At 67.2% G+C, this 24,133-nt stretch carries 25 protein-coding genes and 1 pseudogene; 18 read left to right on the top strand and 8 right to left on the bottom strand.

The window, feature by feature from the left end:
- The first annotated feature begins 9 nt into the window (after positions 1-9).
- Entirely contained in the window at positions 10-1,284 is a 1,275-nt protein-coding gene (locus ACFQDH_RS22540) for an MFS transporter (RefSeq protein ID WP_382404597.1), read from the top strand.
- Positions 1,285-1,293: 9 nt separating this feature from the next.
- Here ACFQDH_RS22540 and ACFQDH_RS22535 read toward each other — a convergent pair whose 3' ends face one another.
- The 3 genes and pseudogenes from ACFQDH_RS22535 to ACFQDH_RS22525 all read right to left on the bottom strand — a co-directional run bounded on the left by ACFQDH_RS22535 (position 1,294) and on the right by ACFQDH_RS22525 (position 5,514).
- Positions 1,294-1,923, bottom strand: a complete 630-nt coding sequence (locus ACFQDH_RS22535) for a Maf family protein (RefSeq protein WP_382404596.1) — start codon at positions 1,921-1,923, stop codon at positions 1,294-1,296.
- 25 nt (positions 1,924-1,948) lie between these two features.
- The gene (locus ACFQDH_RS22530) at positions 1,949-3,835 is read right to left on the bottom strand and encodes a Na+/H+ antiporter (RefSeq protein ID WP_382404595.1); all 1,887 of its coding nucleotides are present in this window, start codon (positions 3,833-3,835) and stop codon (positions 1,949-1,951) included.
- A 27-nt stretch (positions 3,836-3,862) separates the two neighbouring features.
- Positions 3,863-5,514 (bottom strand): annotated as a pseudogene (locus ACFQDH_RS22525) (DUF885 domain-containing protein).
- 249 nt (positions 5,515-5,763) lie between these two features.
- On the opposite strand from ACFQDH_RS22525, the gene ACFQDH_RS22520 reads away from it, so the two are divergent.
- Positions 5,764-6,330, top strand: a complete 567-nt coding sequence (locus ACFQDH_RS22520) for an MOSC domain-containing protein (protein ID WP_382404594.1) — start codon at positions 5,764-5,766, stop codon at positions 6,328-6,330.
- Between the two features lie 59 nt (positions 6,331-6,389).
- The gene (locus tag ACFQDH_RS22515) at positions 6,390-7,082 is read left to right on the top strand and encodes an HNH endonuclease family protein (protein ID WP_382404593.1); all 693 of its coding nucleotides are present in this window, start codon (positions 6,390-6,392) and stop codon (positions 7,080-7,082) included.
- 40 nt (positions 7,083-7,122) lie between these two features.
- Here the strand turns inward: ACFQDH_RS22515 and ACFQDH_RS22510 are convergent, their stop codons facing one another.
- On the bottom strand, positions 7,123-7,674 hold the full coding sequence (locus tag ACFQDH_RS22510) for a P-loop NTPase family protein (protein ID WP_382404592.1): 552 nt from the start codon (positions 7,672-7,674) through the stop codon (positions 7,123-7,125).
- 601 nt (positions 7,675-8,275) lie between these two features.
- Here ACFQDH_RS22510 and ACFQDH_RS22505 point away from each other — a divergent pair.
- Together ACFQDH_RS22505 and ACFQDH_RS22500 are read left to right on the top strand one after the other, a co-directional pair.
- On the top strand, positions 8,276-8,782 hold the full coding sequence (locus ACFQDH_RS22505; protein WP_382404591.1) for a GNAT family N-acetyltransferase: 507 nt from the start codon (positions 8,276-8,278) through the stop codon (positions 8,780-8,782).
- Between the two features lie 128 nt (positions 8,783-8,910).
- Complete coding sequence (locus ACFQDH_RS22500) at positions 8,911-10,656, top strand: hypothetical protein (protein ID WP_382404590.1); 1,746 nt, start codon at positions 8,911-8,913, stop codon at positions 10,654-10,656.
- A gap of 33 nt (positions 10,657-10,689) precedes the next feature.
- Here the strand turns inward: ACFQDH_RS22500 and ACFQDH_RS22495 are convergent, their stop codons facing one another.
- A complete protein-coding gene (locus ACFQDH_RS22495; RefSeq protein ID WP_382404589.1) occupies positions 10,690-11,439 on the bottom strand; it encodes a serine/threonine-protein kinase in 750 nt (249 codons plus the stop codon).
- 111 nt (positions 11,440-11,550) lie between these two features.
- On the opposite strand from ACFQDH_RS22495, the gene ACFQDH_RS22490 reads away from it, so the two are divergent.
- Together ACFQDH_RS22490 and ACFQDH_RS22485 are read left to right on the top strand one after the other, a co-directional pair.
- Entirely contained in the window at positions 11,551-12,381 is an 831-nt protein-coding gene (locus tag ACFQDH_RS22490) for a phosphotransferase family protein (protein WP_382404588.1), read from the top strand.
- A 54-nt stretch (positions 12,382-12,435) separates the two neighbouring features.
- Positions 12,436-12,777, top strand: a complete 342-nt coding sequence (locus ACFQDH_RS22485; RefSeq protein WP_382404587.1) for a hypothetical protein — start codon at positions 12,436-12,438, stop codon at positions 12,775-12,777.
- Positions 12,778-12,788: 11 nt separating this feature from the next.
- Here the strand turns inward: ACFQDH_RS22485 and ACFQDH_RS22480 are convergent, their stop codons facing one another.
- Positions 12,789-13,397, bottom strand: coding sequence for a TMEM165/GDT1 family protein (locus tag ACFQDH_RS22480; RefSeq protein WP_382404586.1), 609 nt, complete (start codon positions 13,395-13,397; stop codon positions 12,789-12,791).
- A 285-nt stretch (positions 13,398-13,682) separates the two neighbouring features.
- Here ACFQDH_RS22480 and ACFQDH_RS22475 point away from each other — a divergent pair, with 285 nt between their 5' ends.
- Genes ACFQDH_RS22475 through ACFQDH_RS22460 form a run of 4 tightly spaced genes read left to right on the top strand, consistent with a single transcriptional unit; the run spans position 13,683 to position 17,154 of the window.
- Complete coding sequence (locus tag ACFQDH_RS22475; protein ID WP_382404585.1) at positions 13,683-14,582, top strand: biotin--[acetyl-CoA-carboxylase] ligase; 900 nt, start codon at positions 13,683-13,685, stop codon at positions 14,580-14,582.
- Positions 14,579-15,487 carry an adenylate/guanylate cyclase domain-containing protein gene (locus ACFQDH_RS22470; protein WP_382404584.1) on the top strand — a complete coding sequence of 303 codons (909 nt, stop codon included), beginning with the start codon at positions 14,579-14,581 and terminating at the stop codon, positions 15,485-15,487. Before ACFQDH_RS22475 ends, ACFQDH_RS22470 begins: the two co-directional genes overlap by 4 nt.
- On the top strand, positions 15,484-16,161 hold the full coding sequence (locus tag ACFQDH_RS22465; protein WP_382404583.1) for a response regulator transcription factor: 678 nt from the start codon (positions 15,484-15,486) through the stop codon (positions 16,159-16,161). The genes ACFQDH_RS22470 and ACFQDH_RS22465 overlap by 4 nt, the downstream gene beginning before the upstream one ends.
- Before the next feature lie 6 nt (positions 16,162-16,167).
- Positions 16,168-17,154 carry a sensor histidine kinase gene (locus tag ACFQDH_RS22460; protein ID WP_382404582.1) on the top strand — a complete coding sequence of 329 codons (987 nt, stop codon included), beginning with the start codon at positions 16,168-16,170 and terminating at the stop codon, positions 17,152-17,154.
- A 10-nt stretch (positions 17,155-17,164) separates the two neighbouring features.
- Here the strand turns inward: ACFQDH_RS22460 and ACFQDH_RS22455 are convergent, their stop codons facing one another.
- Complete coding sequence (locus ACFQDH_RS22455; protein WP_382404581.1) at positions 17,165-17,677, bottom strand: GtrA family protein; 513 nt, start codon at positions 17,675-17,677, stop codon at positions 17,165-17,167.
- Between the two features lie 61 nt (positions 17,678-17,738).
- On the opposite strand from ACFQDH_RS22455, the gene ACFQDH_RS22450 reads away from it, so the two are divergent.
- On the top strand, positions 17,739-18,914 hold the full coding sequence (locus ACFQDH_RS22450; RefSeq protein WP_382404580.1) for a 5-(carboxyamino)imidazole ribonucleotide synthase: 1,176 nt from the start codon (positions 17,739-17,741) through the stop codon (positions 18,912-18,914).
- Positions 18,911-19,438, top strand: coding sequence for a 5-(carboxyamino)imidazole ribonucleotide mutase (purE, locus tag ACFQDH_RS22445; RefSeq protein ID WP_382404579.1), 528 nt, complete (start codon positions 18,911-18,913; stop codon positions 19,436-19,438). The genes ACFQDH_RS22450 and purE overlap by 4 nt, the downstream gene beginning before the upstream one ends.
- Here the strand turns inward: purE and ACFQDH_RS22440 are convergent.
- Entirely contained in the window at positions 19,435-20,616 is a 1,182-nt protein-coding gene (locus ACFQDH_RS22440; RefSeq protein WP_382404578.1) for a nucleotide sugar dehydrogenase, read from the bottom strand. The two genes, purE and ACFQDH_RS22440, sit on opposite strands and share 4 nt — an antisense overlap.
- Positions 20,617-20,671: 55 nt before the next feature.
- On the opposite strand from ACFQDH_RS22440, the gene ACFQDH_RS22435 reads away from it, so the two are divergent.
- The 5 genes from ACFQDH_RS22435 (at position 20,672) to ACFQDH_RS22415 (ending at position 24,113) form a co-directional block, all read left to right on the top strand.
- Positions 20,672-21,682 carry a TIGR03560 family F420-dependent LLM class oxidoreductase gene (locus ACFQDH_RS22435; RefSeq protein ID WP_382404577.1) on the top strand — a complete coding sequence of 337 codons (1,011 nt, stop codon included), beginning with the start codon at positions 20,672-20,674 and terminating at the stop codon, positions 21,680-21,682.
- 41 nt (positions 21,683-21,723) lie between these two features.
- Positions 21,724-22,887 (top strand): acyl-CoA dehydrogenase family protein, encoded by a 1,164-nt coding sequence (locus ACFQDH_RS22430; RefSeq protein ID WP_465253899.1) that lies wholly within the window; start codon positions 21,724-21,726, stop codon positions 22,885-22,887.
- A gap of 303 nt (positions 22,888-23,190) precedes the next feature.
- Complete coding sequence (locus ACFQDH_RS22425; protein WP_382404575.1) at positions 23,191-23,433, top strand: DUF2695 domain-containing protein; 243 nt, start codon at positions 23,191-23,193, stop codon at positions 23,431-23,433.
- Between the two features lie 45 nt (positions 23,434-23,478).
- Positions 23,479-23,709, top strand: coding sequence for a hypothetical protein (locus tag ACFQDH_RS22420; protein WP_382404574.1), 231 nt, complete (start codon positions 23,479-23,481; stop codon positions 23,707-23,709).
- The gene (locus ACFQDH_RS22415; RefSeq protein ID WP_382404573.1) at positions 23,706-24,113 is read left to right on the top strand and encodes a type II toxin-antitoxin system VapC family toxin; all 408 of its coding nucleotides are present in this window, start codon (positions 23,706-23,708) and stop codon (positions 24,111-24,113) included. The genes ACFQDH_RS22420 and ACFQDH_RS22415 overlap by 4 nt, the downstream gene beginning before the upstream one ends.
- Positions 24,114-24,133: the final 20 nt, after the last annotated feature.

Below are 24,133 nucleotides of genomic sequence, written 5' to 3'. Positions count from 1 at the left end.
TGGTGAAACGTGACAGTGCACGAGAGGGGGCGCGCGACGGTGGGGACCGACGACGCGGGGCGATTACCGCTGCACCATAATCGCGACTACGCGTACCTCATTGCCGGTGGTGCCGTTTCCAGCCTCGGCAGCCGCATGAGCAGCCTGGCTTTTCCCCTCATCACGCTGGCTTCGACAGGCAGCCCGTTCGCGGTGGGTCTCGTCGCCGGTGCGACGACGATGGCGCTTGTCCTCGTCGGCCTGCCGGCCGGTGCGCTCGTCGACCGCTGGGACCGCCGCCGGACGATGATCTCGGCGGCCGCGTTGGGCGGCACGGCATACCTCTCGGTCGCGATCGCCGCCTTCGCCGACCACATCACGGTGCCGCACCTGATGCTCGCGGCTGCATGCGGCGGCGTGGCGAACAGCTTCTACAACCCCGCCGAGCAGGTCGCCGTGCGTCACGTGGTGCGCAAGCGCGACATACCGCGGGCGGCCGTCAACAACCAGGTGCGGTCGGCGACCACCGGTCTGGCCGGCCCGCCCATCGGCGGCCTCCTCTTCGGCATCGCCCGCGGCCTGCCGATGGTGGCGGATGCCATCACTTATCTCGTGGCGATCGTGTGCGCCTCCCGGGTCCGCACTCCGTTGCCGGGCGTCGCGGTCAAGGACCGCGAGGCGCTGCTGCCGGCGATCCGCACCGGCCTGCAGTTCCTCTTCGGGCACCAGTTGCTGCGAACGATGACTCTGCTATCGACGGTGCTCAATTTCGCCGGCACCGGCCTGGTCGTCTCGGTGACCATCACCATGCAGCAGCGCGGCACCGCGCCGGGCTGGATCGGTGCGGTGTCCAGCGCGATGGCGGTCTCGATGCTGCTGGCCTCGCTGCTGGCCGGGCGGATCCTGGCGCATGTCAGCGTCGGCCTGCTGATGTTCCTGACGCCTGTCGTCGGCGCGATCGCTTTCGCTGGTATGGCGTTCGTGCACGCGCCGATCCTGCTCATGGTGCTGATGGCCTGTGCGACGTTCCTGCTCGCACCGTGCGATGCCGCGGTGATCGCGGTGCTGACGGCGTGGACCCCGCCCGACCGTCTCGGCCGGGTGATGAGCGCAGACAACGTCCTGTCCCTCGTGCTGACCGCGCTGGCGCCGGCGACCATGGGTTTCCTGATCGGTGCCGTGGGCGGCGAAGAGGCGATGGTCACCTTCGCGGTGCTGCTCGTGCTGTCCGGCCTGCTCGTGCTGGCGTTCCCCCGACTGATGCGTATGCCGGCCGTCGTCGACCCGGCCGAGCAGGCTGCCTGAACCGCGTCCTCAGTCGCGCAGCTGATCGAAGGTCACGCCGACCTCGCCGAGCATGTCGCGCAGCACCGGCAGGCTCAGCCCGACCACGTTGTGATGGTCGCCCTCGATGCGCCGCACGTAGGGTCCGCCGAGCCCGTCGATCGTGAAGGCTCCGGCGACCTTCAGCGGTTCGCCGGTGGCGACATACGCCTCGATCTCGGCGTCGGTCAGGTCTGCGAAATGCACCACGGTCGAGGCCACGACCCCGAACGTCGCGCCGGTGGACTCGTCGCGGGCGTCGACCAGCCAGTGCCCGGTGTGCAGCGTGCCGCAGTTGCCGCGCATCCGCTGCCAGCGGGCGACCGCTTCTGACGCGTCGGCCGGCTTGCCGAAGGTGTCGCCGTCGAACTCCAGCACCGAGTCGCAGCCGAGCACCAGCGCGTCGGCATCTGTCCCGGCGGCCACCGCCTCACACTTGGCGCGCGCGAGCAGGAGCGCGACGTCGTCGGTGCGCAGGGGAGCACCCAGGCCGGCCTCGGCACGGTCGACGGCGGCGGATTCGTCCACGTCGGAGACGATCACTTCGGGCTCGACACCTGCCGAACGCAAGGTCGCGAGGCGGGCAGGGGACGCGGAGGCGAGGATGAGTTCGGCGGTCACGACGGGCAAGCTTAAGGGGTGCGCATCATCCCAACATGTTGTCCTCGAAGCACCAGCGCCAGCCCTCGCCGGGTTCGAAGGAACGCATCACCGGGTGACGGGTCTCCGCGTGGTGCTTGCTGCCGTGCTTGCCGACGGAGGAGTCGCAACAACCGACGTGCCCGCACGTGAGGCAGAGCCGCAGGTGGACCCAGACCGTGCCGTCCGCCATACATTCTTCGCAGCCTTCGGGGGTGTTCGGGTCGACTGCGAGCGGTGCTTCGGCGAGGTGCTCGCACCCGAACTGTCGCTCCTCGGGGGTGAGGAGCATGCGCTCGGTCAGGCTGCGGTCGAACTCGTGCACGCGGGCGATCATCGACTCCTCCAGATCGAGTGAGCCCATCACGGCCTGCAGCACTTCGTGGTCCATCACGCCCTTGTCGCGCAGCTTGAGGACCTTGTCCCGCTCCGCGTCCAGCATGGCCGAGCGCAACCGCCGGTAGGCGTCCGATGGCGTCTCGCTGCTGTTGTCGCTGTGGCCCAGACGTTCCCAGGCGAGGTTGGCCCGGCGCGCGCCCTGATGACGCAAGGTGGTGATCACCTGCTCCGGTACCTCGAAATCGGTGTCGTCCAGCTCTTCTTCCAACCGCCGGTTGCCGGCGTTGACCGCGGCCTGGGTGAGTTGCGCTGTCTGGAGCGCATCCTCGCGCGGGTCGGGGCCGTGCAGGTCGAGCCTGCGGGAGACGAACCCGAGGGTGAAGCCCTGGATGATCAGCGTTCCCAGGGTCACGAAGAGCGCGATGAAGACCATCGCCTCGCGATGGGGAGCGTCGTGCGGTAGCAGGAACGCGGCTGCGAGCGTGACCACTCCGCGCATGCCTGCCCAGGACGCGATCGCGGTCTCCCGCCCGCTCATCGTGGTGCTGGACCAGCCGACCTTCCGGCTGATGAACTCCGAGCCCAGCAACCAGACCGGACGCAGCACCATGACGGTCAGCAGGATGAGCGCGGCGATCGCGAAGGTGCGAAGCAGGCCGCTGTCCGAACGGCGGACCCCGTCGACGATCGTCCTGGTCTGCAGGCCGATCAGCAGGAAGACCATGTTCTCCAGCAGGAAGGTCAACGACGCCCAGTTGATCCGCTCGGACACTCGTGACTGCGCGGTCTGGATCGTGGGTGCTGCGTGCCCGGTGGCGACGCCGCAGACTACGGCGGCGATGACGCCGGACGCGTGCAGCTCTTCGGCCGGCAGGTAGGCGATCCACGGGCTGAGGAAGCTGAGCGCGACGATGGTGACGGTGTCGGTCACGTGACGCCATACCCATGCCACGAGCAGGTAGGCGATGAAACCGAACGCCGCGCCACCGATCGAGGCCCACAGGAAGTCACGCCCGGCGGTGAAGACGGTTGCCGCGCCGGCGCCGCCGGCGATCAGCCCCTTGGCGGTGTTGACCGTCACGAGTGCCGTCGCGTCGTTGAAGAGCGACTCACCCTCCAGGACGGATACGACTCTTCGCGGTAGGCCGATCCGCCGAGCCACGGCGGTGGCTGCGACCGCGTCGGGTGGTGCGACAACGGCGCCCAACGCAACCGCAGCCGCAAAGGGTATGCCGAGCAGCTTCCACACGACCAGCGCGACACCGAATGCCGTGAAAAGCACTAGCAGCACTGACATTTGCAGGATCTGCCGGCGTTCCCTCCTCAGGTCGACGAGCGAGGAGTTGGACGCAGCCGCGAACAGCAGTGGCGGGAGGAACCCGAGCAGGATGATCTCGGGGTCTACCTCGAACGGGTAGGGCATGAACGGCAGGAACGACGTAGCCGCTCCGACGCCGGTCAGGACCAGCGGAGCTGAAAGATGCACCCAGCGCGCGACGGTCGCGAGGACGACGACCGCCGCGGTCAGCAGGAAGATCGGTAATGCGACGTGCACCGGGTCATCCTTGCAGGGTCGCGCCGGTCACAGCGTGCGCAGCACCGCACCTCTCAGCGTGTCCAGGCCGACCGAGCCGATGTCGAGCGCACGGCGGTGGAACGCCTTGAGGTCGAAGTCGGCACCCTCCTGGGCACGTGCCTCCTCGCGCAACTGCATCCAGATCCGCTCGCCGATCTTGTATGACGGAGCCTGGCCCGGCCAGCCGAGGTAGCGGTCCAGCTCGAAGCGCAGGAACCCTTCGGGCATGTCGCAGTGCGCGTTGAGGAACTGCCAGCACTTGTCGTAGGTCCACTCGCCGCCGCCGACCTCTGCCGGCGCCTCGAACCCACAGTGGACGCCGATGTCGAGCACGACCCGCGCGGCGCGCAGCGACTGCCCGTCGAGCATGCCGAGCTTGTTGCCCGGGTCCTGCAGGAACCCCAGCTCGTCCATCAGCCGCTCGGCATACAGGGCCCAGCCCTCGCCGTGCCCGGAGCACCACACGCCGAGCCGGCGCCAGGTGTTGAGCAGGCCGGACCGGAAGATCGTCTGGCCGTTCTGCAGGTGATGCCCGGGCACGCCCTCGTGGTAGACGGTGGTGAGCTCACGCCAGGTGCTGAACTCCTCGACCCCCTTGGGCACCGACCACCACATCCGGCCCGGGCGAGAGAAGTCCTCGCTCGGTGAGGTGTAGTAGATGCCGCCGGATTGCGTTGGTGCGATGCAACATTCGATGGTTCGGGCCGGCTCGGGGATGTCGAAGTGAGTGCCGCCGAGTTTGTCGATCGCCTCGTCGGCCTTGCCCTGCATCCAGCGCTGCAGAGCGTCGGTGCCGTGGAGCGTGTAGTCGGGGTCGGTATCGAGGAGGCCATCGCCTCCTCGACCGAAGCGCCCGGCTTGATCTGCTCGGCGACCTGCCGCATCTGCGCGGTGATGCGCGCCAGCTCCTCCTGGCCCCAGGCGTAGGTCTCCTCCAGATCGACCGTGGAACCGAGGAAGTAGCGAGAGTGCAGCCCGTAGGCGTCGCGGCCGCAGGAGTCGGACTCGGGTGCGAGCGGCAGGATTTCCTCGGTCAGTCGATCGCCGGCCTTCGCGTAGGCCTGTGCGGCGACGTCGATGTCGTCCGCGATCTCCGGGCGCTGTCGCTTCAGCTCGGCGAAGTAGCCGTCGGCTGCCGTGTGGTCCTTGGTCTGCTGGATGCAGGCCGTCACCTGGCGGACCGGGCTGACGATGCCCTGGCCGGCGGCCACGTGCAGGGACTCGAACCACTGGTCGAGCGCCTTCGGAATGGCGCGCATCCGCCGGCCGATCGTCGCGATCTGCTCGGGTGTGTCGGTCGGCATCAGATCGAACGTGTCGCGGACGTCTTGCAGGGGAGAGGCGATGACGTTGAGTGCGGAGTGTTCGAGGAGTGCGTCATACCGCTCGATGTCGAGGCCGAGGCGCTCGCGCATCGCGTCGATGGTGACCTTGTCGACGTCGTCCTGTGCGGTGACGCCGTCGAGAGCGGCGAGAGTTTCGCGCAGCAGGGCGTTGCGTTCGGCGAGGCCGGCGGGGGAGAAATCGTCGAGTTCGTCCTGCCGGGTGGTCGAGCCGATGTAGGTGCCCCACATCGGGGAGAGTTCGATCGACTTCTCGTGGAAGTTCTCGGCGATCGAGTCAACGGCGGTCGGGGTGCGTGCGAGGTCGTCAGTCACAGCCTGCACGCTAGTCGGCGGGAAACGGCGTTGCACCAGGTTTGCGCGGGCAGCGACAATGGCGCGGTGATTTCCGACGGAGGCAGGGGAGGCCCGCAGCACGAAAGCGGGTTGAGTAGCGGAGGAGCGCAGCGGGGGAGCGTATCGAAACCATCGAGCGGTGCTGAGAGTCAAGTCCTGTCGACGAATGTCGGTCGATCAGAATCGAATTCGGCGAAGACAACGCCGACCGGAATCCACAAACGCAGTGTGCCGGAGATCAGCGTGCGGGCGCCTGGCCCGAAACATGGTGGTCTCGGCAGCGGCGTCCTGAGCGATTTCATCGGTGACCGGGAGCACCACGGCGGCGACGACCAGGCGGTGTATGCCGTGGCGCGAGAAGAACTGGACTGGTGGGGCGCCGAACTCGGTCGGCAACTCGACGACGGCATGTTCGGGGAGAACCTGACGACCGTCGGTCTCGACGTGGATCACGCAGTCATCGGCACGCGTTGGGAGGTCGGTGGGGCAGTGCTGGAGGTCAGTGGACCGCGAATCCCCTGCGGAACGTTCCGGATGCACATGGCGGAGCGCGGTTGGCTGAAAAAGTATGTCGCGCATGGGCTTTCCGGGGCATACCTGCGGGTGGTCACTCCTGGCGTCATACGAGCGGGTGACGGGGTGCACGTGCTGGACGAGCCGACGCATGGCGTCGACGTGCCGACGGCGTTCCGGGCGTTCTACGACGACCTGGACGCGATGCGCGCCGTGGTTGAGGCCCATGTGTTGAACGAGCAGGAGCACGAGTGGATGGCGAAGAAAATCGCCGTCTCTTGACCGAGGTCTGACCTGCGCTTCACTCGCGCATGACGTTGTCCGGCGTAGCGTCGAGATCCATGAAATGTCGCTTCCTTGTTGCAGTTTCAGCCGGTTCGGTCGCGTTCGGTATGGCGGCGACGGCACCCGCGCAGGCGTCAGAGGTCGGGACGGTGTCAGCCACGGTGGCCGCCGCGCAGCTGAAGTTGGGGCTGACCGGGACCTCCGCGGACGCCAAAGCCGACCTGCCCACGTTGACCGTCAAGGCGAAGGGCTCGATGGACGGTTACAGCCGGGACCTCTTCCCGCACTGGCGGGACGCGTCGACCTGGGGGTGGCCCGAGGCGCCGAACAACTCGTGCAACGCGCGCAATGCCGCGCTCTACCGCGACGGCGAGAACGTCACGATGTCCTCGACCTGCACCAGTCTGCAGGGAACCTGGATCGACCCGTATGGCGCCAAGAAGTATGACGCCGCATCCGACATCGACATCGATCACGTGGTGCCGTTGGGTGACGCGTACGCAACCGGCGCCGCGGCGTGGGACACCACGAAACGCACGCAGTACGCGAACGACCCGCTCGTGCTGGTGTCCGCCGACGACTCGCTGAATCAGTCGAAGGGAGACGACGATCCGGCGCAATGGAAGCCGCCGAACACGGCGTCGTACTGCCTCTACGCAACGCGCTGGGTGCTGATCAAGGACAAGTACGGCTTGTGGGTCACCAGCCCCGAGAAGACCGCGTTGAACAGCATGCTGTCGACCTGCTGAGAGTGAGCGGGCGTCGGCGGCCCGCGAAACCCCAGTGAGGTCAGTTGATTACGTCGAGTCGAGCCATGACCTTCTTCAACTCTCGTGGTGTGCTGATGAGCAGGACCGACGGACCGTGGGGAGCTGCAGCCCACGTGCGCATTCGTTGCCGTTTGCGTGCGTAGCTCTCGAAGTGCCACCGAATGATGGAGTCGCGCGCGTACAAGGAGCGCCACGACTGGGTGTTGCCGTTGCAGATTGGCTCCTTGTCGATGGCGCGGGCCAGGGTTCGCCGCACCAGTCGCTGCAGCGAGAACCATCTGGGGTAGTCGAGCGCGACGATCAGTTGAGCCCTGGGAAGCACCAGGTCGAGCCACGATCCGTAGGCGGTGTCCAGGACCCATTGGTCGCCGGCGACCACCTGGGCGAAGATGTCGCGTTGGTGGTCATCCGGCAACGGCACCCAGCCGGGCTGCCAGGTCAGCTCATCCGCGAGAGTCAGAGGTAGGCCGGTCCGGTCGGCGATCTGCTTGGCCGCCGTGCTTTTACCGCTGCCCGTCACGCCGTAGACGAGGATGCGCCGCGCTGCTGCGGGATCCGTCGCGATCGGCACCAGACCAACCTACGAGATCGCGGTCTCCCGCATTCGCTCACTCGCGGCGTAGGAGGCAAGTTGTTCGGCACCGCCAGGTGGCGAGCGTCGCGTCATACAACGCAGTCTGGCGAAGATCTTTAGGCTGACACATGCCGTATGTCGTTCAGATCGAGTCTTCGTTCCGCGCGCGACAAGGGCTAGCTTCACCGACCCGATCGGATGCGGGCCTGCTGTCGCTGGATGACGCCGGAGGGCGATCCTTCGTGCTCCGTGTCGGACTGGAGTTTGCCGGTGAGGCTGTCGACAACAGAGCGGGTCGAGCGCTGGACGGCGACATCGTTTCCCTCCTTGTGGGGAGAACTACCAATAGCCTCTCGGCAGAACCGTGGACGACACTGTTTGAGTTTCGTACATCCCTGGAACGGGTATCCCGTCACGTCTACGACACACTCGCGGTCAGTCTGCAGTCGCTGTAGTACGTCGAGATCGGTGACGGCGCAGCAGGTCTCACGGTGCGCTATCAGCCGTGACCGACACCCGTTCGCGCAAGGAGGACGCCAGCGCCGCAGGGACGAAATATTGGCCTGAAAGCGCGGCGGCGGTCTGTCACAGTTCGAGGGTGACTCACGAGATCCGACCCTTTGAGCAAGCGGACGTCACCCGGCTGTACGAGAGCTTCGGGCAGCATGGGTGGCACAAGCCCTTCCGGACGTTCGCTGGATATCTCGCCGATCAGCAGCACGGTGCGCGAGCTTGCTTCGTCGCTGAGGTCGGCGGTGCGATCGCCGGCTATTGCACCTTGTTGTGGGAGTCGCCTTACGTGCCCTTCCAGACGGCGGGCATACCCGAGATCGCGGATCTGAACGTGCTGCCGCCCTGTCGTCAACGCGGGGTCGGGACCGCGCTGCTCGATGCCGCCGAGCACGCCGCCGGTGAGCGCAGTCCAGTTGTCGGGCTGGGCGTGGGCTTGTATGCCGACTACGGAGCCGCCCAGCGACTGTATGTGCGCCGTGGCTATCTGCCCGACGGCCGCGGAGTCATGTATGAGTACCGCGCCGTCGCGCCCGGTCGGTCCATCCCGATCGACGATGACGCCACGCTCATGATGACGCTCGCCTTGAGGTAGCTGACCGTCGCCGATCTGCTCGGAAACTGGTGTGGCTGTTGTGGTTTCGGCGGATGGGGTTGTCGGTGGTCGGGTTTAGACTCGAACACAGATGGCAACCAGTGATGGACGGGCAGGGGTGGTCGGTGATGGTGTTCCAGGAGGGTGGTCCGGTGGTGGACCTGTCTGGTGTGCCGGCCCCGGTGGCCGACGCGCTGGCCATCTTGGTCGCCGAGGCTTGCCAGCATGGCGGTGGCGGTGCGCTGATTCGGGTGGAGCGGGTGTCGCGGGAGCACCTGGGTGACGTGGTGCAGGCGGCGGAGGTGGTGAAGGGGTTCGCCGAGGCAGCATTGTTGGATGCGACGTCGGCGTTGGTGGAGGACGTGGCGGTGGATCATGGTGTGCCGGTTGATGATCCGCGGTTCGCGCAGAAGGTGGCGGTGCACCGTAAGGGTGCGTGTCGGGCGGTGGTGCATGAGGTGCAGTTGTTGACGGGGTCGACGTTGACGGCGGCCCGGGACCGGGTCCGGTTCGCGACCGCGTTGCCGGCGCGGGTTGGTGCCGCGCATGGGTTGCTGCGGGCTGGTGGCTGTAGTTGGGAGCGGGCTCGGATTGCGTATGCCGAGACGGCGCACCTGGATCCGGTGTTGGCGGGGCAGCTGATTGACCGGTTGCTGGCACCACCGGAACGCACTGTCGCCGAGGACGGGTCGGGGTCGGTGCCGTTGTCGCATAGTGGGTTCCGGGCGCGGGTTCGCCGCCAGTTGGCGTTGGTGGAGGGTGCGGCGGCGGATCGCAAGCGTCGGCACGCGGATGCGATGGGGCGCCGGGATGCGTGCACGTTCCCCGGCCGGGACGGGACCGCGACCTTTCAGGCCACGGGAGATGCGGCGCGGGTGTTCGCGGCGCAGCAGCGCCTGACGGAGATGGCGAAGGCGGCCCGGGCGGGCGGTGATCCGCGGACGGTGGCGCAGTTGCGTGCCGATATCGCCGTCGATCTGCTGATCGGTGGCACGATCGCCGGTCATGGCGTGCTGGGGGATGCGCCGGCGGGTCGGTTGCAGGTGATTGTGCACTTGGCGTCGATCCTGCCGGAGGATTTGGTGGCCGAGTACACCGCGGGCAGCCGTTCGCCGGCAGCCGCGGCTGGCACGGCCTCTGGTGCGGCGTTCGGTGTCGGGGAGGTGCCGGGGCTTGGGTTCTTGTCGCCGGAGCAGGTCCGGGAGGTCGCCGTGCGGGCGGGGTCGACGTGGGCGAGGTTGGTGACGGACCCGGTGACCGGTGAGGTGATGGATGCCGCTAAGACGTATCGGGTGCCGGCGGGGATGGGCCGGTTGGTCAAGGGCCGTGATCACCGGTGTCGGGCGCCGGGGGACTGCGGGGTGTCCGCGGCGGACTGCGACGTGGATCATGACACCGAGTACCGGGCGGGTGCGACCGAGCCTGCAGAGGGTGGGACGCATCCGGAGAATCTGCATCTGATGCATCGGGGGCATCACAATGCGAAGACGTGCCGGTTCTGGTCCAGTGAGCAACACGGCGATGGGTCGATCAGTTGGGCGACGCTGACCAGACGGTTGCGGACGAGCGTGTTCGATCATCACCGGCCAGGTGATCAGTGTCCGCCAGTGCCCAGCCGGGTGGAGCAGCAGCTCGGGATCCGGTTGGCGCTGTGTCGCGAGCACGACGTGATCCCGAACGTGTTCACCGACCTGGAGGACCTGCACCTGTTGGCCGACCACGATGACGACCGCGACCGCGACGAGGGCCGGGAACATGGCGAGGGCCGAGATTGCGACGACCAGGGATGTCGTCAGCCTCGGGGGCGGATGCAGTTCTACCGACCGTCACGCGACATCCGCATCCAGTTACCCGAGCCACCGCCACCCTTCTGACCTGACGGTCGTGGTGTGCGCGGGGCGCGAGCGCTACAGGATCAGTCCGCTAGCGGCTCGCCAGGCGCGGTGAAAATCAGCCAACGACGCCGGCCGCTTCGACGGATCCTCACTCGTCGCCGCACGCACGACGTCGCGCGACGGATGATCCGGGTTGCGCTCGAGCAGCAGGATTTCGATCATCCGGCCAAGGTTGAAAACCGTTGTGCGGCAGTCGATCACGGCACCCTTGGTCGACTCTTCGGGCGCCATGAAACGAGTGGAACCGGGTAGTCGGCCAACATGGTTCACATACGAGCCGCGGTGGTAGCACTCGAAATCCATCACCTTGATCGCCCGCGTTGCGAAGTCGTACATGAGACAACCGTCATACAGATCGCCGGCGATCCAGCCTTCCTCGCCGAGTCGGACGTGTAGCTCGATGATGGCGTCGAGTGCCGCCACGATCTCGTTGGTCGGCAGCGACTTGAACCGGCTGAACGCGTGCTCGGGGTCGTCGCGCAGCTCGGCGGGCGCGCGCACCAGCTCGCCGTCGAACCACGCGGACACCGTGACTACGCCCTCCTCGGTCTCGATGATGCGATCCAGCGGGATGAGCGCTGGATGTTCGACGGCCGAGGACACTTCGGCAGCGAGCTCGAGTGCCCGCGAGCGTTCCTCACGTGTCGTGCCGCCGGCACTGGGCGCTTCAGCTCCGGGAGTCTTGACGAACCAACGCCGCCCGGAGAGGTCGCGGACGCCGTACGAGATGTGACCGGAGTCCTGCGTTCGTGAGTCGAACACTGCGAACACCTCGCCGAGGCCAGTCACCAGATCGCGGAGGGACTGGTCGGTTCGTTCTCTCTCGAAAGGTACCAGCACATCATCGACCATTCACCGTGACATGCTCGCCGGGTGAACGCGTTGGATCGGGCAGCGGTCGTCGCAGCCGGCGCACGGGTCCTGGGACGACCGCTGCACCTGGTGCGTGAACTGACGGGCGGCCAGCACGCGATCACCCTGCTGACAACCGATGGCGCGGAATCGTTTGTCGTGCGGGCGTTTCCGCGTGAGTCGCCGGCGGTGGCACAGGAGATCGACGTCCTGGACCGTCTCGGACCCTTCGGTGCGATGGCTCCCCGCCTCGTCGCAGACGGCGAGGAGTCCGGCCACCCCGTCATCGTGACCACGGCGCTCGACGGCGACCATCCGGGCCCCGGACTCTCACCGCACACGATCGCCGAAGAGATGGCAATCGCCCTGGCGGCGATCCACCGTCTCGACGGATCCGGCCTCCGCACAGAACCACAGGAGCCACCGTGGCGTCCGGGCGGCTTGTCGGCTCGCGCGCACGAGGAATGGGGACGCCTCGATCTGAGCACGCGAGTCCTCACGCACTTCGACTTCTGGTGCGGCAACGCCCTCTGGAAGGACGACCGGCTGGTCGGCGTGGTCGACTGGAACGGCGCCCGATCGGCACCGCGCGGCGTCGATGTTGCCTGGTGCCGCCAGGACCTGGTGCTCCTCGGGTCGGTGGATGCGGCCGATGTCTTCCGGCAGAGCTACGAGGAACGCGCCGGGCAAGCCGTCCCCGACATACATGCGTGGGACATCCTGGCCGCCGAGCACGCCGACCCACACGTGGAGTCGTGGGATGTGAACTATCGCGGCATCGGCAGGAGCGACATCACCGCGGGCGTGTTGCGTCACCGACTCGACCTCTGGATCGACGAACTCCTTCGCTGACCCGCGCAACTGGCAGAGTGGCATCACAGGACGCACACTTCGAAGGGGACAACCATGGCGATGGCCGACACGATCATCAAGAAAGCGCAGCCGCACCTGGCGGCGGGTGAAGTGGTGCACGGTGCCTTTGCCGGCCAGCAGACGATTCGCAACAGGCTCGGCGAAGGTGCCTACCGGGTCGTCGTCGCAACAGACCAGCGGTTCTTGGTCTTTCAGTCGGGGTCCTTCACGCAGACCTCGATCAAGCGGTTGATCGAGGAGCCACCGCGCCAGCAGGTCCTGGGTGAGCCGACCGGGCTGTTCTGCGACATCACGGTCGGCGGCGAGACGATGAAGGTGAACCGTCGCTACCTCGGCCAGATCCGCGCGATCGACGCGGCGCTCAGCCAGTCCTAGGACGCCGCCGCTCAGCCGCGGACGGCCGAGATCGCGCTCAGGACACCGAGCACCACCATCACGACGGCCGCCACACGGGTGATCCAAGTGATCGGCAGCACCCGTAGCAGCGTCTTTCCCCCGAGTATGGCGAGCAGCGCGACGGTCCACAGGCCGAGCGTGACTCCGACGCCGACCGACAGCGGATCGTGATATTTCGCAGCAAGATTCGCCGTGAGGATTTGCGTCAGGTCGCCCCACTCAGCGACGAAGATCACGCCATACCCGAGCGACGCGACCTTGAAGAAGCCGGCGCCGTCGGCCCCTTTGCCGGCGACCTCGGCCTGACCTTCGGCCTCGACGTCGTCCTGGTGCGCACCCTCCCGCCAGATGAGCCACGCGCCGAGCAGGAAGAGTGCCGCGATCAGCGCCTCCAGCAGACGTCCGGGCAGCAGGTGGAGCAGCTGACCCGCGCTGACCGCGATCACCACGTGGGTGAGGAACGCGGCAGCGATGCCACTGAACACCCACGGCCACGGGAAACGGGTGCCGAGCACGAGCGCCGCGACGGCGCTCTTGTCCGGGAGCTCGGCCACGAAGGCGAGCGCGAAGACGGTGACGATGATTCCGAGGTCGAGCACGAAGGTCCTTGGCTTCGGGCCGGAACGCCGTGCCAGGCAAACAAAAGGACGAGCACGTCGAACCGGCAGCGGGTTGCTGTCATGGTTCGAACGTCTCGTCCAGTCACCTGTGCGGCGACCCCGAACACCGGGCGGCGAACCGCCAGTATGTCGACATCCGGTCGAGGGACTACTCCCGTTCGCCGATAAGGGTAACGACGATTTCGCGGCAATGCACAATCGAGCGAGCCGGATGCAGGTGCGTGCCGACACAGCGCGCGAACGGCGGCGACTAACCTTGGTGACGTGAGCCACTTCCTGGATCGGTCCGAGATCAACGATCGGCTCCGTGACAGTCCCTGGCACGACGTCGACGTGAGCCCCCAGGTGGCGTCCACCAACGACGAGCTGATGCGCGACCCGCAGCCGTGGCGTGCCCTGGTCACTGACAACCAGGTCGCCGGGCGCGGACGCCTCGACCGTTCCTGGGAAGCGCCCGCCGGGACCTCGATCGCCCTGTCGGCCACCATGCCGCTGCCGCGGGACGCAACCCGGTGGGGCTGGGTGCCGCTGCTCGTCGGCCTCGCGGTGCGCCGGGCGGTCCGCGACCTCACCGGTGCGTCGGTCGGCCTCAAGTGGCCCAACGACGTGCTCGTCCGCGCCGACGCGCGCGCGCCGTGGGCCAAACTCGCCGGCATCCTGTGTCAGGCCAGCGGCGGCGCCGACCCGAGCGTGGTCGTCGGCATCGGCATCAACGTGCATCAGAACACCGAGGACCTGCCGGTCGACACGGCGACCTCCCTGCACCTGGCCGGGTATGACGTCCGCTGCGAGGACTTGATCGTGGCCGTGCTGCGCGCGCTCGCGCAGATCCAACAGGAATGGGACGGCATCACGGAGGACGACGCCTACCGGGCGGCCTGCGTCACCGTCGGCCAGCAGGTGCGCGTCGAACTGTCCGGCGACGAGTCCGTCACCGGTGCCGCCCTGGACATCGACGAAATGGGCCGGTTGGTGATCGACACGCCGGAGGGCCCGGTGCCACATGCGGTGGGTGACGTCATACACATCCGACCGGGGAGCGCCGCCTGCCGCCCGAACCCGACCCGCACGACCGCGCCGCGTTCGTCGACGCACTCGAGGAGCGACTACTCGGCGCGCCGCGTTCGATGCGGCGCGTGGACATCGCGCGGCGAGCCGGCATGACTGGGGAAGAGACCGGCCGGCTGTGGCGAGCGCTCGGCTTCGCCAGCGCGCGCGACGAGGACATGGTCTTCACCGAGACCGACCTGGAGGCTGTGCGTGCGGTCGCGCGGACCGTGCGCGACGGGGAGTTGGACGAGGCCACGGTGCTCGGTCTGGCCCGCGCTGTCGGTCGCTCGACCGACCGGCTGGCGATGTGGTCACTGCAGGTCATCACCGACATGGTCACCGGCGACGACGGCATCGGAGTAGACAGCCGGGTCGCGCGGCTCGCCGCGGAGCGCGCCGTCGAGGTCTGTGACGAACTCACCCCGCTGATCACCTATGTATGGCGGCGAAATCTCGCCGTCGCGATCTCTCGGATGATCGCCGACTCCGAGCCGGAGTCGCACATCGGCGTGCGCCGGACCATCGGCTTCGCCGATCTGGTCAACTTCACCCAGCTGACCCGGCAACTGGGGGAGCGCGAGCTCGCAGCGCTGGTGCAACGTTTCGAATCCTTGGCGTCCGACGTTGTCGCTCTGCACGGTGGTGCGGTCGTCAAGACGGTCGGTGACGAGATCCTCTTCTCGCACACGACCGTCGAGGGTGCGGTCGCAATCGCCTTCGACCTCATCGACCAGGCCGCCGCCGATGACCTGATTCCGCGGATGCGGGTGGGCATCGCGACGGGTCGGGTGCTGGCGCGGCTGGGGGACGTCTACGGCAACACCGTCAACCGCGCGAGCCGGTTGTCCGGTGCGGCCGAGCCAGGCACGGTGCTCGCCGATTCCGACGTGGCCGCCGCTCTCGCGGGGCATGCGGACGTGCGGGCGGTCGCCAGGGAGGCGATTCACTTGCCCGGAATCGGACAAATCACCTCGTGGGTCCTATCCAGGCGTCATGGAGAACTACTATCGCCACCATGACCCGTGTCTTATTGGCCGAGGACGATCCCGCGATTTCCGAACCGCTCGCTCGTGCGCTGCGGCGGGAGGGCTACACCGTCGACGTCCGGGAAGACGGCTTGGCTGCGCTGGATGGCGCCCAGAGCGGCCCCGACCTGGTCATCCTCGACCTGGGGCTACCCTCCATCGACGGCCTCGAAGTATGCCGTCGGCTGCGCAATTCGGGCAGCTCGGTGCCGGTGCTCATCCTGACCGCACGCGCCGACGAGGTCGACACCGTCGTCGGCCTCGACGCCGGCGCCGACGACTACGTCACCAAACCCTTCCGGTTGGCCGAGCTGCTGGCGCGAGCCCGGGCGCTTTTGCGCCGTACACCGCCGGACGAAGCCGAGGCCGCACCGCTGGTGCGACTGGATGCCGAGGCCCGTCGCGCGTTCGTCGGCGACAACGAGTTGCAGCTCACCGCAAAGGAATTCGAGCTCCTGCGAGTCCTGGTGCGTGAGCAGGGCAAGGTCGTCTCCCGCGAGCAGCTGATGCACGAGATCTGGGAGACCGCCTGGCTCGGCTCGACCAAGACCCTCGACATGCATGTATCGGTGCTGCGTCGCAAGCTCGGCGACGACGCCACCCGGCCACGATTCATCACCACGGTGCGGGGCGTGGGTTTCCGCTTCGAGCCCGCCGGCGGAAACTGACCGACCTTGCGCGCCAGACTCCTGCGGGCCGGTCCGCGGATCGCCGCGCCCGCTGTCTTCTTGGTCCTGATTCCGGCGCTGGTGCTGGTGTCCGCCTGGTGGGAGCGCGCCGTCCTGTTGGTGGCGGCCGCGCTCGGTGCGGGGTGGTCGTGGTGGTTGACGACCCGCGAAGCCGAGGAGACCGCCGGCCCGGTCGAGGAGTTGACTCGGCGCGCCGAGCGTGCCGAGGACGGCCCGGTGATCTTCGAGCCGCTGCGCAGTGGCATTGACGAGATCGACCGCATCTCACAGGTTTTCGAAGGCCGCGCGGCCGAGCTGACGGCGACGCTGGCCGCCGAGCGAGAGTTCGCGTCGGATGCCAGCCATCAGCTGCGCACGCCGCTGACCGCGCTGCTGATGCGCCTGGACGAGATCTCGATCAGTGACGATATCGAGCAGATCCACGAGGAAGCGACCGTTGGCATCGCTCAGGTCGAGCGCCTCACCACCGTGGTCGACAAGCTGTTGCAGCGAGCCCGGGAGACGCCGTCCGGTCCGTTGCCGACGATCTCGCTGGACTCGGTGATTGCCGAACTGCAGCGCGAATGGCAGCCGGCTTTTGCCGATGCCCGGCGCAGCGTCAAGGTCAGCGGGGAACGCGGGCTGCAGGTCGTCGCGAGCCGCAGTGGCCTCTCCCAGATCCTGGCCACCCTCCTGGAGAACACCCTGCAGCACGGCACCGGCACCGTGGAGGTGATGGCCCGGCGCAACGGCCCCTCGGTCGTTGTCGAGGTCAGTGATCAGGGGGCCGGAGTCGACCCGGCGATCGCGCCGCACATCTTCAAGCGTCGAGTGACCACCGGCGGCACCGGGCTGGGGTTGGCGCTGGCGCGTGACTTGGCCGGGGCCAACGGCGGGCGGCTGGAGTTGCGCAGCGCGCAGCCGGCGGTGTTCGCGTTGTTCTTGTCAGAGGGCGAGGCCGCGCCGTCCGCCCTGCGACGGCACCACGACTGATGCCCACAGGTCAGGCCCGGGTGTCGCTCTGGCGCGTGTCCTCGCGCTGCAGCGGCTCGGCCAGCGCCTGACCGACGGGCTCCTCGGCGATCGGTTCGTTGCGGAAGACCAGCTGCTTGTAGGCCCAGAAACGGATGATGGTGCCCAGGCCGATGCCGAACATCGCGTTGAAGTTCAGCCAGAACTTGCCGTGCAGGCCCAGTGTGTAGTGGGCGAACGCGACCCAGAGGACCGATACGGCCAGGGCGATGCCGTTGACGACGAAGAAGAGCACCACTTCGTGGTGCACCGGGCGATTGCGGCGGTGCCGGAAGGTCCAGTACCGGTTGCCGACCCAGGCGAAGAGGGTGGCGACACTGCCGCTGACGATCTTGGCGGCGGTGACCTTCGTGGGCATCGGGCCGTCGATCAGCACGTTGTAGAGCCCGAGGTCAATGATGATGTTGACGACACCGATCACCCCGAACTTGGCGAGCTCACGCCACAGCGAACGCACGAAGTCGACAATTCTGTCCCCGATCACGCTTTTCAGCCTACGGGTCGCGTGCTGAATGGCGGCTGAGAGGCCTCGCTAGGGTGTGGAGGTGACTTCCCCTCAGCGTGCTCCGGGTGGCTTCCCGGTGGTCGGCATCATCGGCGGCGGTCAGCTCGCCCGGATGTGCCAGCCGCCGGCGATCAACCTCTCGCTCACCCTCAGTGTCCTGTCCGAGGCGCCCGACGCCGCCGCTGCCCTGGTCGTGCCGTCTGCGCCGGTCGGGTCGCATCTGGACGTCGAGGAGGTGCTCGCGTTCGCCCGCGACTGCGACGTCGTCACCTTCGACCACGAGCACGTCCCGGACGAGGTGCTGCAGGCTCTGGTCGACGCTGGCATCCCGGTGCACCCCAAGCCGGAGGCGTTGCTGTTCGCCCAGGACAAGCTCGCGATGCGGGGGCGGCTGACCGCGTTGGGCGTTCCCTGCCCGGCCTGGGCGAGGGTCCAGGACGAGGGGGAGCTGGCCGCGTTCGGCGACTTGCACGGCTGGCCGGTCATCCTCAAGACACCACGTGGTGGGTATGACGGCAAGGGCGTGCGCGTGATCGGTGCGGCGTCGGAGGCCGCCGATTGGTTCGCCCACGGGGACGCTCTGCTCGCCGAGGAGCGGGTGCCGTTCAGTCGCGAGCTGGCGGTCCTGGTGGCGCGCAGTCCCTCGAGTCAGGCAGCGGTGTGGCCGATCGTGCAGACCGTGCAGACAAACGGCATCTGTACCGAGGTGTTGGCGCCCGCACCAGAGCTTGATCCATCCCTGGCAGCTGCCGCTTCGCAGGCCGCGCTGCAGCTCGCAGGAGCGTTGGACATCACCGGGGTGTTCGCGGTGGAGATCTTCGAGATCCCCGGTGAGGGTGGGGGCTCCCCGTCATACGTTGTCAACGAGCTGGCGATGCGCCCGCACAACAGCGGTCACTGGACCATGGACGGCTCGGTGACCTCGCAGTTCGAGCAGCATCTGCGCGCGGTGCTCGACCTGCCGCTCGGGGCTGTCACGCCGCGTGCGCCGTGGACGGTGATGGGCAACGTGCTCGGCGGCGACTACGACGAGCTCTACCCGACCTACAAACACCTGCTCGCTCGTGACCCTGGCCTGAAGGTGCACCTCTACGGCAAGGGCGTGCGTCCCGGCCGCAAGATCGGCCACGTCAATGTGTATGGCGACGACCTCGACGCGCTGCGCGAGCGCGCGAGGCACGCCGCCGACTACTTCGAAGGAACGGTCACCGAATGAGTGAATCCTCTTCTGCCGCAACGGTCGGCATCGTGATGGGCAGCAACTCCGACTGGCCGGTGATGCGCGCGGCCGCCGAGGCGCTCGACGAGTTCGGCATCACCTACGAGGCCGACGTCGTCTCCGCGCACCGGATGCCCACCGAGATGATCGCGTATGGCGAGCAAGCCGCGGCCCGCGGCATACGGGTGATCATTGCCGGTGCCGGGGGAGCGGCCCACCTGCCGGGCATGCTCGCGTCGGTCACCACGCTGCCGGTCATCGGGGTGCCGGTGCCGCTGAAGTACCTGGACGGCATGGACTCACTGATGTCGATCGTCCAGATGCCGGCCGGTGTCCCGGTCGCAACGGTCTCGATCGGCGGCGCCCGCAACGCCGGCCTGCTGGCTGCACGCATCCTGGCTTCGGCGCCCGACGCTGAGGGAGAACGGTTGCGCGCGGCGATGGCCGACTTCCAGGTCGAGCTGCGCGATCAGGCGCACGCCAAGGGTGCAGCGCTGCGCGCCGAGGTGGCCGGGGACTAACTGTCAGAGCCGAAAAGGTCTCGGGTGTATACCTTTTCGGCGACGTCAGCCAGGTCTTCGGTGCGGCGGTTGGCGACGATCAGGTCGGCGTCGCGCTTGAGCTCGTTGAGGTCGTGGGTGACGCGGGAGCCGAAGAACTCCTCGGCGTCGAGTTCGGGTTCGTAGACCAGCACCTCGACACCTTTGGCCTTGATGCGCTTCATGATGCCCTGCACGCTGCTGGCCCGGAAGTTGTCGGAGCCGGACTTCATGATCAGCCGGTGGATGCCCACCACCTTGGGCTGGTGCGCCAGGATGTCGGCTGCGACGAAATCCTTGCGCGTCGTGTTGGCCGACACGATCGCGCTGATCAGGGTCTGCGGCACTTCCTCGTAGTTGGCCAGCAGCTGCTTGGTGTCCTTGGGTAGGCAGTAGCCGCCATACCCGAATGAGGGGTTGTTGTAATGCTTTCCGATCCGCGGGTCGAGGCTGACGCCCTCGATGATCTGCTTGGTGTTGAGCCCGTGGCGGGAGGCGAAGGTGTCCAACTCGTTGAAGTAGGCCACCCGCATCGCGAGGTAGGTGTTGGCGAAGAGCTTGATCGCCTCGGCCTCGGTCGACTCGGTCAGCAATACCGGTATGTCGGTGTCCTCCGCCGCCGCGACGAGCAGGTCGGCAAACCGCTGCGCACGGTCGCTCACCTCGCCGACGACGATGCGCGAGGGGTGCAGGTTGTCGAGGAGCGCCATGCCCTCACGCAGGAATTCCGGTGAGAACACGACGTTTTCGGTGCCCAGGCGTTTGCGGACGTCGGCAGTGAAGCCGACCGGGACGGTCGACTTCACAATCATCGTCGCCGCCGGGTTGAGCGCCGCGACGTCCGAGATCACCCCTTCGACCGTGGAGGTGTCGAAGTAGTTGGTCTCCGGGTCGTAGTTCGTCGGCGTGGCGATGACGACGAAATCTGCCTCGTCATACGCCTCGCGCTTGTCGAGGGTGAAGCGCAGCGACAGGTCCGCCGTTGCGAGGTGGCCCTCGATCTCGGCGTCGGTGATCGGGCTGCGACCCTGCTGCAGCAGAGCGATCCGGTCTGCGTCGATGTCGAAGGCGACGACGTCTGCGACGGATCCGAAGAGAACGGCCATGGACAGCCCGACATAACCGGTCCCGACCACGGCGACCTTGGTGCGATGCGACATGCGGCATACGCTACCGGCTGACTGGAACTGACCGCTGCTGAGAGGTTGCTACCGCATGAAGTTCGGACTGTTCATCCCACAGGGCTGGCGCTACGACCTGGTCGGCATCGAGCCGGCGAAGCACTGGCAGGTCATGAGTGATCTCGTCCGGTATGCCGACCAGACACCCTCGTGGGAGTCGGTCTGGGTCTACGACCACTTCCACACGACACCGGAGCCGTCGCACGAGGCGACGCACGAGGCCTGGTCGCTGATGGCCGGATTCGCCGGGATCACCTCGCGGGTGCGACTCGGCCAGATGTGCACTTGCATGAGCTACCGCGAGCCCACCTACCTGGCCAAGGTCGCCGCGACCATCGACCACATCAGCGGTGGCCGGATCGAGATGGGCATCGGCGGTGGCTGGTACGAGCACGAGTGGCGTGCCTATGGTTACGGATTCCCTTCTGCCGGTGAGCGATTGGGCCGGCTGCGCGAAGGTGTCGAGATCTTCCAGCAGATGTGGTCGACCGGCTCGGCGACGCTGGACGGGAAGTACTACCAGGCCGACGGGGCGCTGTGTTTCCCGCAACCGCTGCAGACCACGAGTGCCGCCAACCGCATCCCGATCTGGGTGGCCGGCGGCGGACCGAAGGTCACCCTCAAGATCGCCGCGCAGTATGCCGACTACACCAACTACTTCGGCGACCCCGAGGAGTTCGCCGCCAAGACCGAGATCCTGCGCGGACATTGCCGCGACATCGGTCGCGACTTCGACGAGATCACGCTGACCGGCAACACCAACGTCATCATCGCCGACAACGCCGCCGAGCTCGACGAGAAGCTGGGCGCCGTGTCGGCGCGCATGATTCAGGGCGGTATGTCGCCGGACCGCGCTACCGCGCATGTCGAGCGGTCCCTACGTGACCAGCCGACTGTCGGGACGGCCGAACAGGTCGTGGAGGCCCTGCGCGCGATGCGTGACGCCGGGCTCGGTTATGCGATCGCGTACTTCCCGGACGCGGCATACGACCGCACGACGATCGAGCGTTTCGAGCGTGAGATCATGCCCGAGATCGACCGGTGAGCCAGCCAAACTGATGACTAGGATCTGCAATCGTGAGCAATTTGAAGGACGACATCTACCCGCTCTTTAGCGTCTCCGAGGACCACGAAGCGCTGCGCGAAGCCGTGCGCGCCGTGGCCGAGGACAAGATCGCCCCGCACGCCGCAGAGGTGGACGAGAAGAGCGAGTTCCCGCGCGCCGCACTGGAAGCGCTGGTCGCATCGGACTTCCACGCGCCGCACATCGCCGAGCAGTATGACGGTGTCGGCGCGGACGCGCTCGCGACCTGCATCGTGATCGAAGAGGTCGCCCGGGTGTGCGCGTCCTCGTCGCTGATCCCGGCCGTGAACAAGCTCGGCTCGATGCCGGTGATCCTCGCCGCGAACGACGAGATCAAGCAGAAGTACCTGCCGCCGGTGGCACGCGGCGAGGCGATGTTCTCCTACGGCCTGTCCGAGCGCGAGGCGGGTTCGGACACCGCGTCGATGCGGTGCAAAGCGACCGCAGACGGCGACGACTACGTGCTCAACGGGCAGAAGTCCTGGATCACCAACGCCGGTGAGTCGGAGTTCTACACCGTCCTCGCGGTCACCGACCCCGACGGCGAACGCGGCCGCAACATCAGCGCATTCGTGGTCGAGAAGTCCGACGAGGGCTTCGGCTTCGGCGAGAAGGAGCGCAAGCTCGGCATCAAGGGCTCGCCGACCCGTGAGCTGCACTTCGACAACTGCCGCATCCCGGGCGACCGGATGATCGGCGACCCGGGCGAGGGCCTGAAGATCGCGTTGCGCACGCTCGACCACACCCGCGTCACGATCGGCGCGCAGGCCGTCGGCATCGCGCAGGGTGCACTGGACTACGCCCTGGGTTACGTCAAGGAGCGCAAGCAGTTCGGCAAGGCGATCGCGGAGTTCCAGGGCCTGCAGTTCATGATCGCCGACATGGCGATCAAGCTCGAGGCCGCGCGCCAGATGGTTTACGTCGCGGCCGCCAAGTCCGAGCGCGGCGACGCCGACCTGCCGTTCTTCGGCGCCGCTGCCAAGTGCTTCGCCTCCGACGTCGCCATGGAGGTCACCACCGACGCCGTGCAACTGCTCGGCGGTGCCGGCTACGTGGTCGACCACCCCGTGGAGCGGATGATGCGCGACGCCAAGATCACCCAGATCTACGAAGGCACCAACCAGATCCAGCGGATGGTTGCCGCGCGCCAGCTGCTCAAGAAGTAGAGCGGGCGGCCACTCGTCGTTTCCTGATTGACCGACCGGCACACTTCTGCATCGAGCGGCGTACGGAAACGGACAGTCTTCTTACGCCGCTCAATGCGTTCGTATGCCGCTCGATCCGGTGATGACCGCCGCCCGTTTCGAGCGGCCGAGGCAGTCGGACGGGCTTGTCGGTGCTCAGCGCGATGCTCTTCCCATCACCACGGATGAGGGGGCGGTCGACGATGACTGCGGAGGAAGTGATCGACGAGGCCGAGGTCTTCGTGCGCGGTCGGGCTGATGCCCTGCTGGCGATACTGCCGGGGAGTGCGCTTTCGCGATCGACGTGCACCACGCGCCACGGCGTTGCTCGACCGGCTCGGCAGGGTTGGTGCGTTCTGCGACTGCGAGCTCTTTCTCAACGGCTACACGGTGATCGACGAGCTGATGGTGCGCGGACCCGATGGCGAGTGGGATGCGCCGGCAGATCCGCCGGATTGCCGCCACGTGCGTCGCGGCAGTATTCGTCCGTGTGCGACGTGGCAGCGGATACGGCGGGGCACCTGGTGATGCATGGTTCATGCAGACTGCATGAACCAAGATATGATGATGACCATGGCCGGTGAAGTGATCCAGGTGAGAGACGTTCCGACCGAGGATGTCCAAGAGTTGCGTGCGCGCTCTGCGGCTCGCGGTGTCTCGTTGTCGCAGTACCTTCGCGAGCTCATTCACGACGAGACATCACGACCGGCGATGACCGACGTGCTGGAGCGCATCGCGTCCCGGCAGCCGGTCGAGGCGAGTGTGGACGACATTCGGTCGTTCATCACCGAAGGTCGCCAGTGACCGTCGTCGACGCGTCGATAGTGGTGCGCTTGCTGCTGGCCCTGCCCGAGGACGCTTCGCTGCGCGAACGTATTGGGCGCGAGCGCCTGTTGCATGCTCCCGCACTGATCGACGCCGAGGTGACCTCGGCGATTCGCGGCCTCGTCCTGTCGTCGAAACCCGGCACCTCGATCACTCCACAACGCGCCGCGGAGATGGTGTTGGACTTCGCCGACCTGCCCGTCGTACGTCACCCGATGTTGCCCATTCAGCCCAGGGCCCTGGCGTTGCGACACAACTTCACCGCGTATGACGCGTTCTACGTCGGTCTCGCCGAGGCGCTGGACATGAACCTGCTCACCGCCGACCGAAAGTTCGCGGGCGCGCCAGCAGCGCACCACGCGCAGGTCGAGACTTGGCGCTGATCCCGACCCTGATCTCGGGC

Source organism: Flexivirga alba, assembly GCF_042661025.1.
Taxonomy (GTDB): domain Bacteria; phylum Actinomycetota; class Actinomycetes; order Actinomycetales; family Dermatophilaceae; genus Flexivirga; species Flexivirga alba.
This window is presented reverse-complemented; position numbering and strand designations above follow the sequence as displayed.